This window comes from Streptomyces sp. CNQ085 (genome assembly GCF_022614595.1).
In the GTDB taxonomy this organism is placed as follows: Bacteria; Actinomycetota; Actinomycetes; order Streptomycetales; family Streptomycetaceae; genus Streptomyces.
Genome location: NZ_JAJFAU010000043.1, coordinates 1 through 17,197 on the forward strand (window position 1 = coordinate 1; position 17,197 = coordinate 17,197).

The window sequence follows — 17,197 nt, forward strand, 5'->3', positions numbered from 1 at the left end:
TCTGCACCTCGGCGAAAGTCTGGCCGGTGAAGGAGTTCACGGTGAAGACGATCTGGTCGATATGGGCCGGAACCCGCTGGAGGTCCACCAGGATCGCCTCGTCGTCGCCTCCCTGCCCGCCGCCTGCCTCCCCGGCCCCGGGCACGCCCCGGCCCGGCGGCGGTCTCCCCGCCGCCGGGCGCCTTCCGGCGGTCGGCGACCGCGACCAGCGCAGCCAGCGCCGTGGTCACCGGGACCGAGGCGACCAGGCCGATCGAGCCGATCAGCGTCCGCACGATCTCCTCCGCCACCAGTTCGCTGGTGGCCACCTGGCCCATTCCGCTCTCCGCTATCGAGAACAGCAGCAGCAGCGGCAGCGCGGCCCCCGCGTAGGCCAGCACCAGCGTGTTCACCACCGAAGCGATGTGATCGCGCCCGATGCGCATCGCCGCGCCGTAGAGCCTGCGCCACCCGGCCGACGGATCGGCCTGCCGCAGTTCCCACACCGCCGAGGTCTGCGTCACCGTCACATCGTCCAGCACTCCCAGCGAACCGATCAGCACACCGGCCAGCAGCAGCCCGCGGATCTCGATGTCCGGGTAGAGCCCGTGCACCAGGCCGGTCTGGTCGTCGGTGTTGCCCGTCAGCGCGGCCCATCCGATGAACGCCGAGCCCAGCAGCCCGATCAGCAGCAGCGACACCACAGTGCCCAGGACGGCGACGGAGGTGCGGGCGCTGACGCCGTGGCACAGGTACAGCGTGGCCAGCATGATCGCGCTGCCGCCCACCACCGCCACCAGCAGCGGGTTGGAGCCCTGAAGGATCGCGGGCAGGATGAACAGCGTCAGCACCCCGAAGCTGACCGCCAGCCCGACCAGCGCCAGCACCCCGCGCAGCCGTCCAACAACCACCACCGCCAGCGCGAAGACGCCTGCCAGCACCACCATGGGCGTCCCGCGAGCCACGTCCACCACGCTGTACTGGAGTTCGCGCGGCGCGTCGGGCGCGTACGCCACCACCACGTCCTGGCCGGGGCTCAGCCGGCGTGTGGCGTCCGGGGTGACGATCTCCGTGAACGTGTGGCCCGCGTCCTTCCCCTCGGCGACCTCGACGGTCGCCCGCAGACAGGGTTCCTCCCCGGAGCCCTCGCCGGAGCCTTCCGGAGGAGCGCTCGAACCGGCGCTTCCGCCGTCCCGCGCGCCTTCCTCGGCGCCTCCCGCGCCGCCGGGCGGCTGGGCGGCGCCCACCTCCGCGCAGCCGACCTCCTCGATCGCGGTGACCCGCGCGCCGAGTGTCTGCCGGTCGAAGCCGACACCGCTGGGCGTGTTCTCCCCCTCGGGCGCACCGCCCGGCCACAGCGCCACCAGCCCGGCGAGCACCGCGACGGCGAACGGGACCAGCACCGCCGCGACCACCTTGCGCAGCCGCGCCGAGACGGGGGCGGGGGGCCCGTGGTGGTGGCCGTGCGAGTGCCCGTGCGGTGCCTGTCCGCGGCGCGGCTCGTGACCCGGCCCCTGGCCGGGCGACGGACGCTGGTGCGGCGGGACGGGCGGGACCGGCGGCGCGTGCGGAGGACCCGGCGGCCGGGACGGCGGAGGGGGCGGAGAGGAGGAGTCCACGGCCCGATCATCGCAGGCGTGGCGGGGGGACACCCTGGCGCGCGCCCGGTGTCAGCCGTTAGCGTGGGAGCGCTTTTGCACATCGCGGGAGCTCCGAGCACGGGGCTGAGAGGGCGCTGACCTCCGTGGACATCCACGGAGACGGCTGCGTCGACCGCCGAACCTGTTACCGGGTAATGCCGGCGTAGGGAGTTGGGTCTCATGACCACGCAGGACGCACGCACGCCCGAAAACGCCGCCGGGAGCGCCGAGGAGCGCGCGATCGGCTGGCACAAGGGCTATCTGGGCGGTTCGCGCCCCGACATCCGGGTGCCCGTCCGCCGGGTGCACCTCACCAACGGCCGCGACGTGACGCTGTACGACACGTCCGGCCCGTACACCGATCCGAACATCGACACCGATGTCCGCCGGGGCCTGGCGCCGCTGCGGGAGAACTGGATCATCGCCAGAGGGGACACCGAGGAGTATCCGGGCCGCGAGGCGCGGCCCGAGGACGACGGTCTCAAGCACACCTCGCCGCGTGGCGGGCTGCGCAACCTGGACGCCGTCTTCCCCGGCCGCCCCCGTCTGCCGCGCCGGGGGCGGGGCGGCGTCACCGCCGTCACGCAGCTCGCGTACGCCAGGCGGGGCGAGATCACCCCCGAGATGGAGTTCGTGGCCGTCCGCGAGGGCTGCTCGCCGGAGCACGTGCGCGACGAGATCGCCGCGGGCCGCGCCGTCCTCCCGGCGAACGTCAACCACCCGGAGACCGAGCCGATGATCATCGGCAAGAACTTCCTGGTGAAGGTCAACGCCAACATCGGCAACTCCGCGGTCACCTCCTCCATCGAGGAGGAGGTGGAGAAGATGACGTGGGCCACCCGCTGGGGCGCCGACACCGTCATGGACCTCTCCACCGGCCGCAACATCCACACCACCCGCGAGTGGGTGCTGCGCAACTCCCCCGTCCCCATCGGCACCGTCCCCCTCTACCAGGCGCTGGAGAAGGTCGACGGCAGGGCCGAGGAACTGACCTGGGAGATATACAAGGACACCGTCATCGAGCAGTGCGAGCAGGGCGTGGACTACATGACCGTCCACGCCGGCGTCCTGCTGCGCCACGTCCCGCTGACCGCGCGCCGCAAGACGGGCATCGTCTCGCGCGGCGGCTCGATCATGGCGGCCTGGTGCCTGGCCCACCACAAGGAGAGCTTCCTCTACACCCACTTCGAGGAACTCTGCGAGATCCTGCGCGCCTACGACGTCACCTTCTCCCTCGGCGACGGGCTGCGTCCGGGCTCCATCGCGGACGCCAACGACGAGGCGCAGTTCGCCGAGCTGCACACGCTGGGCGAGCTGAACCGCGTCGCCAAGTCCCACGACGTGCAGACGATGATCGAGGGCCCCGGGCACGTCCCGATGCACAAGATCAAGGAGAACGTCGACCTCCAGCAGGAGATCTGCGACGAGGCGCCCTTCTACACCCTCGGCCCGCTCACCACCGACATCGCCCCGGCGTACGACCACATCACCTCCGGTATCGGCGCGGCGATGATCGCCTGGTGGGGCACGGCGATGCTCTGCTACGTCACGCCCAAGGAGCACCTGGGCCTGCCGGACCGCGACGACGTGAAGACGGGCGTCATCACCTACAAGATCGCCGCACACGCCGCCGACCTGGCCAAGGGTCATCCCGGCGCCCAGGAGTGGGACGACGCCCTGTCCGACGCCCGCTTCGAGTTCCGCTGGGAGGACCAGTTCAACCTGGCCCTCGACCCGGACACGGCCCGCGCCTTCCACGACGAGACGCTCCCGGCCGAACCGGCGAAGACGGCGCACTTCTGCTCCATGTGCGGACCGAAATTCTGTTCGATGAAAATATCCCAGGACATCCGCCGCGAACACGGCGGCGACCTCGCCCTGGACCCGGAGGAGGGCATGAGGCGGAAGTCCGAGGAGTTCGCGCAGGCGGGCAACCGGGTCTACCTCCCGATCGCGGACTGACCCCGCTCCTCCGCCGCGTACCGCCCGCTGCCCCCGGCCCGTGGGATCACGGGCCGGGGGCAGCCCCGGTATGGGTGCTCGGCGGACCCGGTACGGCGCTCCGGCTGTGTCAGGCTCCGCCCCCGGCGGTGAGGGCCCGGGCGTAGTGCGACAGCGAGCGGCGGTACTCCGGGAGATGGGGGACGAGGGCGGAGGCCGGCTCATACAGGGCGACGGCGTCGCCGGGCGGGAGCTCGGCGGCGAGTGACTCGATCCGCCGCAGGAAAACGCCGGGTCCGTGGTCGTCGAAGGATGCCCACAGCTCCTTGAGCCGCCGCTCCCACCGTGCTTCCGGGACTGCCATCGTCCCAGCATCCCAGAGCGGTGCCGCCGTTCCGCCGTCCTGGGCCCCGGTGAAGTCGGGGCCCAGGACCGGGGCGTCGGATCCGCACGCCGCTCACGCTGCCTCCGGTCGGCTCGCGCCGGCCGGAGGGTGTGTCAGAGTGTGCTCTTGAACAGCAGGCGGTTGGGCGTGCCGCTGATGTTGCCGCTGATCACATTGGCGGTGGCGTTGCTGGTCAGCCAGTTGCTGACGGTCGAGGACGGGGCGTCACCGTAGGCGGACTTGTACAGGGCGGCCACCCCGGCGGCGTGCGGGGACGCCATCGACGTACCGTTCAGCGTGCTGCTGCCGCCGCCCATGCGGGCGGAGGTGACGGAGACCCCGGGGGCGTACAGGTTGGTGCAGGAGCCCCAGTTGCTGAAGTACGCCTTGCGGTCGTAGCTGTCCGAGGCGGCCACGGTGAGGACACCGGAGGCACTGGCGGGGGAGACGTTGCAGGCGTTCTGGTTCTCGTTGCCGGCGGCGACGGACAGGTGGACGCCGGAGTTGGCCAGGTTGGTGGCGGCCGCGTTCACCGCGGCCGAGTAGCCGCCGCCCAGGGAGGCGTTGGCCACCGCGGGCCTGGCGGCGTTCTGCCGGACCCAGTCGAAGCCGGCGATGACACCCGAGTAGGAGCCACTGCCCTGGCAGTTGAGCACCCGGACGCCGCGCAGCGCCACGCCCTTGGCGACGCCGTACGTCGCGCCGCCGACGGTGCCGGCGACATGGGTGCCGTGGCCCTGGCAGTCCTGGCCGTTGCCGCCGAAGGCGTCGAAGACGTTGCTCGCCCGGCCGCCGAAGTCGGGGTGCGAGGTGTCGATACCGGTGTCGATGATGTACGCCGTCACCCCGGCGCCGTTGCGGTTGTACGTGTAGGTGCCGTCCAGCGGGAGGTAGTGCTGGTCGATCCGGTCCAGGCCCCAGGGCGGGCTGTACTGGGTGGCGCTGGCGGTGATCTTCTGGTCCTCCTCGATCGCCACGACGGAGGAGTGGCTCTGGAGTGCCCTGAGCTGGTTGTCCGTCAGCTTCGCGGCGAACCCGTTGAGCGCCTTCGAGTAGACGTGCCGGGCCTTGATGCCCTTGTCCCCGGCGAGTTTCGAAGCCCCGGTGCCAGGCTTCAGGGTGACGATGTAGCTTCCCTCGATGGCCAGTGCGTCCGGAGCCTGCGCGACCCGGACCAGAGGCGCTTCGGCCCGCGCGGAGTCGGCGGCGGGGGCGGCGGAGGCGACGGCGGGTATCAGCGCGGTGGGGATGGCGAGCAGCAGCGCGCCCAGGTGCGTTCGTCTCATGGGAGTGCACACCTTCCGGTGGTCGGGCCGGCGCTGCGGATGTGCGCCGGCACGTTGAGGTGATACCGCGTGACGCGGCGGCGGCCATGTTCACGGTGCCGCGGCGCCACGTTAAGCCCGGCGGTCCGGCCCGTGCACCAGGTCGAAACCGGCATGACCGGACCCGGCCGCCTCCGGCACGGCTCCCGCGCCGGAGGCGCTCTGGAGAAGGTCCGGGCCGCGGGCTACCTTTTTGACATGTCCGCTGACAGCGACGACGCGGCCGAGACCGGGACCGAGGCCAGGCAGGTCTACACGCAACTGGTCGGAACGCTCAGGAGCAACCGCGCGACATGGGCCCCGCCGCCGGAGGAGGTGCCCGGGGAGGTCAGGAACTGGCTCGCCGAGCGCAGGCTTCTCGGTCCCGAGTTCCATGGGGTCAGTTCACCGGAGAGGGCCCTGCGGGAGCTGCTCGGCGAGCAACGCGCCCGGCTGCGGTCAGCCGCCGAGGCCATGGAACGCAATCTCCGTGCCGTCGACGACGTCCTCGACCTTCTCCCGGAGTTCCGGGTCTCCGGGCACGAGAGCGTCGAGGTGGAGTTCATCGAGGACCGCGACCGGCTTCGCAGGCGGCTGGACGAGTTCGAGCCGGTGGGACGCCGGGAGGTGCTGTGCATGCGGACCACCTTCCCCGGCCCCGAGGTGCTGGAAGTCAGCCTCGGCCACGATCGCCGGGTCCTGGCCCAGGGGACCGAGATGAGGATGCTGGCCACCGTCGGCGCGACGCGCGCACCGGGGGTGGCCGCCTACCTCGACGCCCTGCGGGAGGCCGGCGCCCGGGTCCGCGTCGCCGCCGCCCTGCCCCTCTACCTCCACGTCGTGGACCGTACGGTCGCGTTGATGCCAGCCGGCGACGACCCCCTGGGCGGCGACGGCGACGTGCTGCTGCGCAACCCGCGGATCGCGCTGTGCTTCGCGCAGGTCTTCGAGCACGAGTGGGACGTGGCGCGCCCCTATCCCGGCGGCGAGGGCCGGACCGGACGCGCCGCGGGCCCCCGCCCGGCCGACGAGTACACCGAGCAGGAGCGCGAGATCCTCGCCCTGCTCGCGACCGGCACCAAGGACGAGAGCATCGCTCGCCGGCTCGGCTGCTCCGAGCGGACGTTGCGAAGGATGATGACCCGGATCACCGAGAAGCTGGAGGCCGGGAGCCGTTTCGCGGCGGGGGTGCGCGCCGCGCGCCTGGGGCTGATCGACTGAGGGCCTACGGCGCGCCCGGTCTCCCGCTCGCCCGCCGTCCCGGCGGCCTCCGCGACCAGCGCCCCCAGCCGGAGCCGCCGGGGCCCCGTAGCCGGGGCCGGTGAAGCGGGGTCGGCGCCGGAACCGGAACCTCCGGGAGCGCCCGCCGCCGTCCTCCGGCGGCCGGTTCGGGACGGTCGCGTACGGCGCGCAGTGCCTCGTCGAGGACGCGCTCGAACTCGGGGCGGTCCTCGATGCGCAGGTGCGGAGCGGTGTTCATGCGCATCCCCCGGTGCTCCGTAAGGCCGCGTGGCCGGAGACGGAGGAGAGCTCGCGTGATGCAGGGACCCGATCGCAGAGCGGTTCCTCCGGGTGGTGACAGGGTGTTTCCGGAAAACACGCGCCACCGCCGTGCGGTGTTCACCCTCGGGGCGGCACGCGAGGGGGAGGATCAGGCGGACACCGGCGGAGACAACGCTCAGGCCGGGAGGGGGAGCCGGGAGACCAGCAGCTCTCCCGCCATGGTCACTCCGCCGTCCATGGCGACCGCGAGCGAGTCGGCGTAGACGTGCGGCCCGTGCACCTGGGGCGCGCCGTCCTCTCCGTCCTCGGACCCGACCTCGCCCAGCAGGTAGGGGATCGGGCTGTGGCCGTGGACGACGCGCCGCCCGCCGTAGGTGTCCAGCAGTTCGCGCGCCGCCAGGGCGCCGGCCTCGTCGCGGAAGGCGAAGCGCTTGGTGAACTTGCGGAACAGCTCCCAGGTCTCGTCGGCGTCGTGGTGGGTGAGGGCCCCGGTGATCGCGTCGTTGACATCGGCGATGGTGTCGCCGTACTCCAGGTAGGCGGTGGTGTCGGAGTGCACCAGCAGGTGGTCGTCGGCCAGGGCCATGGCGTCCAGCCGGGACATCCACTGGACGTGGTGCTCCTGGAGCCGCTCCATGTCGGAGCGCTGTCCGCCGTTGAGCAGCCAGGCCGCATGGAAGGAGGCGGTGCCCGCGCCGGAACCGACGGGGGTGTCGCCGAAGCGCTTGGCGCCGATCAGCAGCAGCTCGTGGTTGCCCATCAGCGCCTTGCAGTAGCCGCCGGCGGCCGCGGCCTCGGCGGAGAGCTGCATCACCAGGTCGATGACGCCGATGCCGTCGGGGCCGCGGTCGGTGAAGTCGCCCAGGAACCACAGCCGGGTGTTGCCCGCGATCCAGTGGTCCTCGGTGTCGACGATCCCCTGGTTCAGCAGGGCCGTGCGAAGTTCGTCCAGGTAGCCGTGGACATCGCCGACGACGTACAGCGGACCCTGCCCGTCCCCGCCGGCGGGGGCGGGGACGGGCGTGTCGACCAGCGTGGGGGTGGGGGCGGAGGGGACCGTGCCGATGACGGACAGGTCGCGCCGGGTGGGGGTGTACCCCTCCGGGCGCGGTTCGGCGGTCACCGGCGCGTCCGGACCCGCCGCACCCGGATTCGCCGGACCCGAACCCGTCACGCCCGCGCCGTGCCACACGCCGGATCCCCGACCGGCCTCCTGAGTCATCGGCCCCTCCACCATCGCGCGCGCCTGCACCTGCCGGACCTCTCTTCCGTCTCCCGCGTGTCACCCCCGTGCCGAGAGCCGGTCCCGGTGTCGTGGGCCCATCATAGGAACGCAGGTCGCGCCTTGTGACGCACCCGGGGGCGGCAATTCGGGCCGGGGCCGCACGGAGGCCCCGGAGCGGCCGGTTCGACCCGGAATGAGCGGGGCCCTACACCGGTCCGCGCTGTTCGGGCGAGCGGGGGGCGCTCACCGTCGTCCGCGGCCGGCGGCGCTGGGAGGACGTGCGGACGATCAGGTCGGTGGGCATGATCCGCTGGACGGGGTAGCCGTCGCCGCTGCCCTCGATGGCGTCGATCAGCAGTTGGACGACGGTGGTGCCGATGCGTCCGGGCTTCAGCGACAGGGTGGTGATGGGCGGCTCGGTGCCGGCGTAGACGGCGGACTCGCTGCAGCACACCAGCAGCAGGTCCTCGGGGACGCGCAGCCCGTAGCGGCGGGCGGCGGCGAGCAGGTCGGTGCCGTTGGGGTCGAAGAGCCCGTACACCGCGTCGGGGCGGTCGGGGCGGGCCAGCAGCCTGTCGGCGGCGACGGCGCCCGCGCAGGGGTCGTGGGCGGGGTACGACTCGTACACCGGGGCCTGTCCGGCGCGTTCGCACCAGTGGAGGTATGCCTTGGTGGACAGCCGGGTGTAGGTGTCGGTGCTGGTGCCGGTGAGCAGCCCGATGCGGCGGGCGCCGGCGGCGGCGAGGTGGTCGAGCAGGCCGGTGACCGCGGCCTCGTGGTCGTTGTCGACCCAGGCGGTGACGGGCAGGTCGCCGCAGGGGCGGCCGTCGGAGACCACGGGGATGCCCTGGCGGACCAGCTCGGTGACGACGGGATCGCGGTCGGAGGGGTCGATGACGACGGTGCCGTCGAGGGCGACGTTGGACCAGACGTCGTAGGGGCTCTGCCGGGTGCTGCCGGGGAGGATCACCAGGGCGTAGCCGCGGGCCAGGGCGGCGGAGGAGGCGGCGCGGGCCATCTCGGCGAAGTAGGCGAACTCGGTGAAGGTGAAGGGTTCCTCGCCGTAGGTCGTGACCGTCAGTCCGATCAGCCCCGACTTGCCGGTGCGGAGTGTGCGCGCCGCTGCCGAGGGGCGGTAGCCGAGCCGGTCGGCGACCTCGCGGACATGGCGGCGGGTGGCGTCGGGCAGGCGGCCCTTGCCGTTGAGCGCGTCGGAGACGGTCGTGATCGAGACGCCGGCCGCCGCGGCCACGTCCCGGATGCCCGCCCGCCCCAGCCGACGACTGTGGGTCCGGCTCACCTGGTGCTTCCCTGCTGCTGTCATGGCGTGCTGATACTAGGGCCGCGCCGCACCGTTTGCGGGGGTGTACAGAACAATCGGAGAAGAGACGATTCTGCAATTGGATCTGTGATAACGACCATGGAAAAGCAGGTAGTTGAGCTCACACACCCGTTATTCCTGCGGATGCTTCACCGCTTGCCGCAGCAGAAGGGGGGATGTCTCAAAGCTGTCTCAACTCACCTTCACGGGCGATGCGCGCCACGGTGCTCGCCACCGGCGCACGCTTCTGCGAACGAGCCCTTCCCCCGGCCCCTACGCTGTTCCGGGGAATCCTTCTAAGGTGTGCAGCATTGGTGGTACGAGCGGCGGCACGGCCGCCCCATGACTGGCCCCGAAGGGTCGAGGAGGACCTGGCATGACGGAGATGGCCCCGAAACTGCGCGCGGTGCTGGAGGGGATCCCCACCTACAAGCCCGGCCGCCCGGCCGCCGACGGTCCCACGGCGTACAAGCTGTCCTCCAACGAGAACCCCTACCCTCCGCTGCCCGGGGTCCTGGAGGCCGTCACCGCCGCCGCCGGCTCCTTCCACCGCTACCCCGACATGGCCTGCGGCCTGCTGATGTCGGAACTGTCGCGCCGCTTCGGGGTGCCGATGAGCCACATCGCGACCGGAACGGGCTCCGTCGGCGTCGCCCAGCAGCTCCTCCAGGCCACCGCCGGCCCCGGCGACGAGGTGGTCTATGCCTGGCGCTCCTTCGAGGCGTACCCGATCATCACCCAGATCTCCGGTGCGGCCTCCGTCCGGGTGCCGCTGGACGGTGACGAGAGGCACGACCTGGACGCGATGGCCGACGCCGTCACCGGGCGCACGCGCCTGGTCTTCGTCTGCAACCCCAACAATCCCACCGGCACGGCCGTCCGCCGCGCCGAGCTGGAGCGCTTCCTGGACCGCGTTCCCGGTGACGTGCTGGTCGTACTGGACGAGGCCTACCGCGAGTTCGTCCGCGACGAGGAGATCCCGGACGGCATCGAGCTGTACCGCGACCGCCCGAACGTCTGCGTGCTGCGCACCTTCTCCAAGGCGTACGGCCTGGCCGGGCTGCGGGTCGGTTTCGCCGTCGCCCACGAGCCGGTGGCGGCGGCGCTGCGCAAGACGGCGGTGCCGTTCGGCGTGAGCCAGATCGCGCAGGACGCGGCGGTCGCCTCGCTGCGCGGTGAGGACGCGCTGCTGGAGCGCGTGGACGCACTGGTCGCCGAGCGGACACGGGTGGTGCGCGAGCTGACCGCCCAGGGCTGGACGGTGCCCGAGACGCAGGCGAACTTCGTCTGGCTGCGGCTGGGGGAGCGCGCGGGCGACTTCGCCGGGACCTGCGAGGCGGCGGGTGTGATGGTGCGGCCCTTCGCGGGCGAGGGGGTCCGTGTCACGATCGGTGAGACGGAGGCCAACGACCTCTTCCTCAAGGCCGCGCAGGACTTCCGCCGGGACCTCTAGCCCCCGGACTCCAGCCCGCCGGACCCCGGGCCGCCCAGGACCAACGGCCCTTTGAACAGGACTTTCGTTCCCTCCCACCCCCCGGTAGGAGGGAACGAACATAAGTGAGTCATACTTCTTGTGAATGTGAACTCATTCACGAGCGCGTGTGGTACATCACACCATGTCCACTTTTGGAGAGTGCCGTGGAGTTGGCCCTGGCCCCGGAGACCCTGGCGCGGTGGCAGTTCGGAATCACCACCGTCTACCACTTCCTCTTCGTCCCCCTGACCATCTCGCTCGCCGCCCTCACCGCCGGCCTCCAGACCGCCTGGGTGCGCACCGGCCGCGAGGTCTATCTGCGGGCGACGAAGTTCTGGGGCAAGCTCTTCCTGATCAACATCGCGATGGGCGTCGTCACCGGCATCGTGCAGGAGTTCCAGTTCGGTATGAACTGGTCCGACTACTCCCGCTTCGTCGGCGACGTCTTCGGCGCCCCCCTCGCCTTCGAGGCGCTGATCGCGTTCTTCTTCGAGTCCACCTTCATCGGCCTGTGGATCTTCGGCTGGGACAAGCTGCCGAAGAGGATCCACCTGGCCACCATCTGGATGGTCTCGATCGGCACGATCCTGTCCGCGTACTTCATCCTGGCCGCCAACTCCTGGATGCAGCACCCGGTCGGCTACCGCGTCGACCCCGAGTCCGGCCGCGCCGAACTCACCGACTTCCTCGCGGTGCTCACCCAGAACACCGCCGTGGCGCAGTTCCTCCACACGATGACCGCCGCCTTCCTCACCGGCGGCGCCTTCATGGCCGGCATCGCCGCGTACCACCTGATGCGCCGCCGCCACATACCGGTGATGCGTACCTCGCTGCGCCTGGGCCTGGTCACCCTCGTCGCCGCCGGGGCGCTCACCGCCGTCAGCGGCGACCACCTTGCCAAGATCATGTACGAGCAGCAGCCTATGAAGATGGCCGCGGCCGAGGCCCTGTGGGAGACCGAGGGGCCCGCCCCGTTCTCCGTCTTCGCCTACGGGGACGTCGACGAGGGCCACAACAAGGTCGCCGTCGAGATCCCCGGCCTGCTCTCCTTCCTCGCCCACAGCGACTTCTCCAGTCCCGTACCCGGCATCAACGACACCAACGAGGCGCTCCGGGAGCAGTACGGCCCCGGCGACTACAGGCCCAACATCCCCGTCGCCTACTGGGGCTTCCGCTGGATGATCGGCTTCGGCATGGCCTCCACCGCCCTGGGCGCCCTCGGCCTGTGGCTCACCCGCCGCCGCTTCCTCCTGGCCGAACGCCACCGCACCGCCGAGGACGAGGTCCCCAATCTCGCCCTCACCCCCACCCGCCTGCTGGGCCCCGCCCTCACCCGCCGCTACTGGCAGCTGACCTTCCTCACCCTCGGCTTCCCGCTCATCGCCAACGCCTGGGGCTGGATCTTCACCGAGATGGGCCGCCAGCCCTGGGTCGTCTACGGCCTGCTGCGCACCTCCTCCGCCGTCTCCCCCGGCGTCTCCCAGCTCGAGGTGCTGATCTCGATGACCGTCTTCACGCTCCTGTACGCGGTCCTCGCCGTGATCGAGGTGAGACTCCTGGCCAAGTACGTCAAGGCCGGACCGCCCGAGCTCACCGAGGCCGACCTCGACCCGCCCACCCGGATCGGCGGCCACGACAAGGACGACGCCGACCGCCCCATGGCCTTCTCCTACTAGGTCCGACCGAGGTTTCCCGATGGAACTCCACGATGTCTGGTTCATCCTGATCGCCGTCCTGTGGACCGGCTACTTCTTCCTGGAGGGCTTCGACTTCGGAGTCGGCGTCCTCACCCGGCTGCTGGCCCGCGACCGCCGCGAGCGCCGCGTACTGATCAACACCATCGGCCCCGTCTGGGACGGCAACGAGGTCTGGCTGCTGACGGCCGGCGGCGCGACCTTCGCGGCCTTCCCCGACTGGTACGCCACCCTGTTCTCCGGCTTCTACCTGCCCCTGCTGCTGATCCTCGTCTGCCTGATCGTGCGGGGCGTGGCCTTCGAGTACCGCGCCAAGCGCCCCGAGGAGAAGTGGCAGACCAACTGGGAGCGCGCGGTCTTCTGGACCTCCCTGCTCCCCGCCTTCCTGTGGGGCGTGGCCTTCGCCAACATCGTCCGCGGCGTCGCCATCGGCGCGGACAAGGAGTACGCCGGCGGCCTGCTCGACCTGCTGAACCCCTACGCCCTGCTCGGCGGCGCCACGACCCTCGCTCTGTTCACCTTCCACGGCGCCGTCTTCACCGCCCTGAAGACCGTCGGCGACATCCGCGTCCGGGCCCGCGCCCTCGCCGTCCGCCTGGGCCTGCTCACCGCCGCCCTCGCCGTCGCCTTCCTCGGCTGGACCCAGCTCGATCGCGGCGACACCACCACCCTGACCGCCCTGGCCGTCGCCGCCCTCGCCCTGCTCGCGGCCGTCCGCGCGATCGCCGCCGGACGCGAGGGCTGGTCCTTCACCCTTTCCGGCGCCACCGTCGTCGCGGCCGTCGCCATGCTCTTCCTCGCGCTCCACCCGAACGTCATGCCCTCCACGCTCGACCCCGCCTGGAGCCTGACGGTCACCAACTCCGCGTCCTCCCCCTACACCCTGACGATCATGACCTGGCTGGCCGCCCTGGCCACTCCGCTCGTACTGCTCTACCAGGGCTGGACGTACTGGGTCTTCCGCAAGCGCATCGGCACCCAGCACATCGCGGACCCGGCCGACGCCGCCTCCGAGAACCCGCACCCGGAACCGGAAACCACCCGCACATGAAGCCCGTCGACCCCCGCCTGCTCCGGTACGCCCGCACCACCCGCGTCTTCCTCGCGGCCGCCGTGGCGCTGGGCCTGGCCGGAGCGGGCCTGGTCATCGCCCAGGCCATGCTCATCGCCGAGGTCGTCGTACGGGCCTTCCAGCACCACACGGCCCCCGCCGGCCTCACCACCCCCCTCGCGCTCCTCGCCGCCGTCTCCCTCGGCCGCGCCCTGGTCTCCTGGCTCACCGGGCTGGCCGCCCACCGCTCCTCCGCCGCGGTCAAGTCCGAACTGCGCCTGCGCCTGCTCGCCCACTCCACCGCCCTCGGCCCCGCCCGCCCGGACAGGCCCACCGGCGAACTGGCCAACCTCGCCACCCGGGGCATCGACGCCCTCGACGACTACTTCGCCCGCTACCTGCCCCAGCTCGCGCTGGCCGTCGTCGTCCCCGCCGCCCTGACAGCGCGCATCCTCACCGACGACTGGATCTCGGCGGCGACCATCGCCGCCACCCTCCCCCTGATACCGCTCTTCATGGTCCTGATCGGCTGGGCGACCCAGGCCCACACGGACCGCCAGTGGCGCCTGCTGTCCCGCCTGTCCGGCCACTTCCTCGATGTCGTCGCGGGCCTGCCCACCCTCAAGGTCTTCGGCCGCGCCAAGGCCCAGGCCGAGAACATCCGCGCCATCACCGCCGACTACCGCCGCGCCACCCTGCGCACCCTGCGGATCGCCTTCCTCTCCTCCTTCGCCCTCGAACTGCTCTCGACGATCTCCGTCGCCCTCGTCGCCGTCGGCATCGGCATGCGCCTGGTCCACGGCGAACTCGACCTCCACACCGGTCTGGTGGTGCTGATCCTCGCCCCCGAGGCGTACCTGCCCCTGCGCCAGGTCGGCGTCCACTACCACGCCGCCGCCGAGGGCCTGTCCGCCGCCGGCGAGGTCTTCGACATCCTCGAGACCGGGCCTCCCGCCTCCGGTACCGAACCCGCCCCCGACGCACGCACCGCCACCATCGCTCTCGACGGCCTCACCGTCCGCCACGAGGGCCGCACCACCGACTCGCTGCCCCCCACCACCCTCACCGTGGCCCCCGGGGAGACCGTCGCCGTCACCGGCCCCTCCGGCGCCGGCAAGACGACGCTGCTGGGCGTCCTCCTCGGGTTCACCGCCCCCACCGCCGGCCGCGTCCGGATCGGCGGCCGGGACCTGTCCACCCTCGACCCGGCCACCTGGCACTCCCAGATCGCCTGGGTCCCCCAGCACTCACACCTCTTCGCCGGGACGATCGCCGACAACGTCCGCCTGGCCCGTCCCGGCGCCACCGATGCGGAGGTGCGCCGGGCCCTGGGCGACGCCGGAGCCCCCGGCCTCTGCCCGAGTACCCTCCTCGGCGAGGCGGGCGCGGGCCTCTCAGCCGGTCAGTGCCGGCGCGTCGCCCTGGCCCGCGCCTTCCTCGCCGACCGCCCGGTCGTCCTCCTCGACGAGCCCACCGCCGCCCTCGACGGCGCGACCGAGGAAGCGGTCGTCGGCGCGATCGCCCGCCTGGCCCGTGACCGCACGGTCGTCCTGATCGTCCACCGCCCCGCGCTCCTCCCCCTCGCCGACCGCGTGATCCGCCTGACCCCCGCCGGCGCGACGGAGACCCCGCCCACCCCCGGCATGTACCGGCCCGCTCCCGGGGCGGACCATCCCGCACTCGGCAGCGTGCCGGAGGAGACGGGCGGGGACGGCCGTCCCGCCCCGGCCCCGGCCCCCGCACGCGCCACCGGCGCACCAACCGGCGCACCCGAGAACGATCCGCACCCCCTCGCCCGCGTACGCCATGTCGCGCGCCCCCTGCGCGGTCGCTTCGCACTGGCCCTGCTCCTCGGCTCCCTCGCCCTTCTCGGCGCCGTCGGCCTCATGGCCTCCTCCGGCTGGCTGATCTCCCGCGCCTCGCAGCAGCCGCCCGTGCTGTACCTGATGGTGGCCGTCACCGCGACCCGGGCCTTCGGTATCGGCCGCGCCGTCTTCCGCTACGCCGAGCGCCTGGTCTCCCACGACGCCGTCCTGCGGGTCCTGGCCGATCTGCGCGTCACCGTCCACCGCCGCCTGGAGCGCCTCGCCCCCGCCGGGCTGCGCCACACCCGGCGCGGGGATCTGCTCACCCGGCTCGTCGCCGATGTCGACGCCCTCCAGGACTACTTCCTGCGCTGGCTGCTCCCGGCGGCCGTCGCCGTCGCCGTCTCCCTCTCGGCCACCGTCTTCACCGCGTGGCTCCTGCCCGAGGCGGGGGCGGCCCTGGCCCTGGGCCTCCTGACCGCCGGCGTCGCCGTCCCCGCGCTCGCCGCCGCCGTCTCGCGCCGCACCGAGCGCCGCCTCGCGCCGGCCCGGGGCGAACTGGCCACCCGCACCGTCGACCTGCTCACCGGCACCGCTGAGCTGACCGTCGCGGGGGCGCTGCCGCGGCGCACCGCGGCCGTACGCGACGCCGACGCCGCGCTGACCCGCCTGGCCGCCCGCAGCTCCGCCGCCACCGCGCTCGGCGGCGGACTGTCCGCGCTCGCCGCCGGACTCACCGTGACCGCCGCCGCCTGGCTCGGCGCCGCGGCCGTCCACGACGGGCGGCTGGACGGCCTGCTCATGGCGGTGGTCGTACTGACTCCGCTCGCGGCCTTCGAGGCGGTCTCCGGGATGCCGCTCGCCGTGCAGCACCGGCAGCGCACCCGCCGTTCGGCCGAACGCGTCCACGAGGTGATCGACGCGCCCGCCCCCGTGCGCGAGCCCGAGGACCCCGCCCCGGCGCCCGCCCACCCGTTCCCTCTGGTACTGACCGGCCTCACCGCCCGCCACCCGGGCGGTGAGGCCGGTGGGCGCCCGGCCCTGCGGGAGGTGGACCTGGTCCTGACCCCCGGCCGGCGCGTCGCGGTCGTCGGCCCCTCCGGGTCGGGCAAGACCACCCTGGCTCACGTGCTGCTGCGCTTCCTCGACCCCGAGTCCGGCGGCTACACCCTCGGGCCCGGTGCGGTTGACGCCACCGCCCTCGACTCCGACGCCGTACGCCGCCTCGTCGGCCTGTGTGCCCAGGACGCGCACATCTTCGACAGCTCCCTGCGTGAGAACCTCCGCCTGGCCAGGCCGTCGGCCACCGACGGCGATCTGCGCGCCGCCCTGGCCGCCGCCCGCCTCGACGACTGGGTCGGCGAACTGCCCGAAGGCCTGGACACCTCCGTCGGCGAGTTCGGCGCCCGGCTCTCCGGCGGGCAGCGCCGGCGCCTGGCACTGGCCCGCGCGCTGCTCGCCGACTTCCCCGTCCTCGTTCTGGACGAGCCCGCCGAGCATCTGGACCTGGCCACGGCCGACGCCCTGACCGCCGACCTGCTGGCCGCCACCGAGGGCCGCACCACCGTGCTGATCACCCATCGGCTGGCCGGTCTGGAGGCGGTGGACGAGGTGGTCGTCCTGGACGGTGGGCGCGCCGTCCAGCGCGGCCCGTACGCGGAGCTGGCGGCGGCGGACGGTCCCTTCCGGTGGATGCTGGAGCGGGAGCGGACCACCGTGGACCCGATCACGGTCTCGCTCTGCCCGCCGACGCCTGAGGGGCCCGTCCAGAAGCTGTAGCAGTCGGCGGTGTCGATCCAGTGCCCTCCCCGCTCGACGGAGCGGTCGGGCAGTGCCTCCGACGTGTCGCGGTCCAGCCGGGTGCCGAAGTCCGTG

Annotated in this window: 10 protein-coding genes, 2 pseudogenes and 1 riboswitch; of the genes and pseudogenes, 6 read left to right on the forward strand and 6 right to left on the reverse strand. The window is 72.5% G+C overall.

Annotated features, from left to right (window positions below; genetic code table 11):
• Positions 1-124, reverse strand: a pseudogene (locus tag LJ221_RS10275) (TerD family protein); the annotation flags it as partial.
• A gap of 145 nt (positions 125-269) precedes the next feature.
• Positions 270-926 (reverse strand): annotated as a pseudogene (locus LJ221_RS23940) (YibE/F family protein); the annotation flags it as partial.
• Between the two features lie 746 nt (positions 927-1,672).
• A riboswitch (TPP riboswitch) is annotated at positions 1,673-1,806 on the forward strand.
• Here LJ221_RS23940 and thiC point away from each other — a divergent pair.
• Positions 1,800-3,581 carry a phosphomethylpyrimidine synthase ThiC gene (gene thiC / locus LJ221_RS10285; RefSeq protein ID WP_241715574.1) on the forward strand — a complete coding sequence of 594 codons (1,782 nt, stop codon included), beginning with the start codon at positions 1,800-1,802 and terminating at the stop codon, positions 3,579-3,581. Its footprint overlaps the riboswitch before it by 7 nt.
• Before the next feature lie 109 nt (positions 3,582-3,690).
• Here thiC and LJ221_RS10290 read toward each other — a convergent pair whose 3' ends face one another.
• Positions 3,691-3,924, reverse strand: a complete 234-nt coding sequence (locus LJ221_RS10290; RefSeq protein ID WP_241715576.1) for a hypothetical protein — start codon at positions 3,922-3,924, stop codon at positions 3,691-3,693.
• A 134-nt stretch (positions 3,925-4,058) separates the two neighbouring features.
• Entirely contained in the window at positions 4,059-5,231 is a 1,173-nt protein-coding gene (locus LJ221_RS10295; RefSeq protein ID WP_241715578.1) for a S8 family peptidase, read from the reverse strand.
• Between the two features lie 237 nt (positions 5,232-5,468).
• Between LJ221_RS10295 and LJ221_RS10300 the strand changes: the two genes are divergently transcribed.
• Positions 5,469-6,470, forward strand: coding sequence for a helix-turn-helix transcriptional regulator (locus tag LJ221_RS10300; protein ID WP_241715580.1), 1,002 nt, complete (start codon positions 5,469-5,471; stop codon positions 6,468-6,470).
• A 457-nt stretch (positions 6,471-6,927) separates the two neighbouring features.
• Here LJ221_RS10300 and LJ221_RS10305 read toward each other — a convergent pair whose 3' ends face one another.
• Positions 6,928-7,989, reverse strand: a complete 1,062-nt coding sequence (locus LJ221_RS10305) for a metallophosphoesterase (RefSeq protein WP_241715615.1) — start codon at positions 7,987-7,989, stop codon at positions 6,928-6,930.
• 193 nt (positions 7,990-8,182) lie between these two features.
• Positions 8,183-9,301 carry a LacI family DNA-binding transcriptional regulator gene (locus LJ221_RS10310; protein WP_241715582.1) on the reverse strand — a complete coding sequence of 373 codons (1,119 nt, stop codon included), beginning with the start codon at positions 9,299-9,301 and terminating at the stop codon, positions 8,183-8,185.
• 373 nt (positions 9,302-9,674) lie between these two features.
• Here LJ221_RS10310 and hisC point away from each other — a divergent pair, with 373 nt between their 5' ends.
• The 4 genes from hisC (at position 9,675) to cydD (ending at position 17,101) form a co-directional block, all read left to right on the forward strand.
• Positions 9,675-10,751, forward strand: coding sequence for a histidinol-phosphate transaminase (gene hisC / locus LJ221_RS10315; protein ID WP_241715584.1), 1,077 nt, complete (start codon positions 9,675-9,677; stop codon positions 10,749-10,751).
• A gap of 185 nt (positions 10,752-10,936) precedes the next feature.
• Positions 10,937-12,448, forward strand: a complete 1,512-nt coding sequence (locus tag LJ221_RS10320) for a cytochrome ubiquinol oxidase subunit I (protein WP_241715586.1) — start codon at positions 10,937-10,939, stop codon at positions 12,446-12,448.
• A gap of 19 nt (positions 12,449-12,467) precedes the next feature.
• A complete protein-coding gene (cydB, locus tag LJ221_RS10325) occupies positions 12,468-13,517 on the forward strand; it encodes a cytochrome d ubiquinol oxidase subunit II (RefSeq protein ID WP_241715588.1) in 1,050 nt (349 codons plus the stop codon).
• Positions 13,514-17,101, forward strand: coding sequence for a thiol reductant ABC exporter subunit CydD (gene cydD / locus LJ221_RS10330; RefSeq protein WP_241715591.1), 3,588 nt, complete (start codon positions 13,514-13,516; stop codon positions 17,099-17,101). The genes cydB and cydD overlap by 4 nt, the downstream gene beginning before the upstream one ends.
• Positions 17,102-17,197: the final 96 nt, after the last annotated feature.

Excerpts from the sequence above, each read along its gene's own strand:
- thiC (WP_241715574.1), top strand. The coding sequence starts at position 1,800 with ATGACCACGCAGGACGCACGCACGCCCGAAAACGCCGCCGGGAGCGCC.
- LJ221_RS10290 (WP_241715576.1), bottom strand. The coding sequence starts at position 3,924 with ATGGCAGTCCCGGAAGCACGGTGGGAGCGGCGGCTCAAGGAGCTGTGG.
- LJ221_RS10295 (WP_241715578.1), bottom strand. The coding sequence starts at position 5,231 with ATGAGACGAACGCACCTGGGCGCGCTGCTGCTCGCCATCCCCACCGCG.
- LJ221_RS10300 (WP_241715580.1), top strand. The coding sequence starts at position 5,469 with ATGTCCGCTGACAGCGACGACGCGGCCGAGACCGGGACCGAGGCCAGG.
- LJ221_RS10305 (WP_241715615.1), bottom strand. The coding sequence starts at position 7,989 with ATGGTGGAGGGGCCGATGACTCAGGAGGCCGGTCGGGGATCCGGCGTG.
- LJ221_RS10310 (WP_241715582.1), bottom strand. The coding sequence starts at position 9,301 with ATGACAGCAGCAGGGAAGCACCAGGTGAGCCGGACCCACAGTCGTCGG.
- hisC (WP_241715584.1), top strand. The coding sequence starts at position 9,675 with ATGACGGAGATGGCCCCGAAACTGCGCGCGGTGCTGGAGGGGATCCCC.
- cydB (WP_241715588.1), top strand. The coding sequence starts at position 12,468 with ATGGAACTCCACGATGTCTGGTTCATCCTGATCGCCGTCCTGTGGACC.
- cydD (WP_241715591.1), top strand. The coding sequence starts at position 13,514 with ATGAAGCCCGTCGACCCCCGCCTGCTCCGGTACGCCCGCACCACCCGC.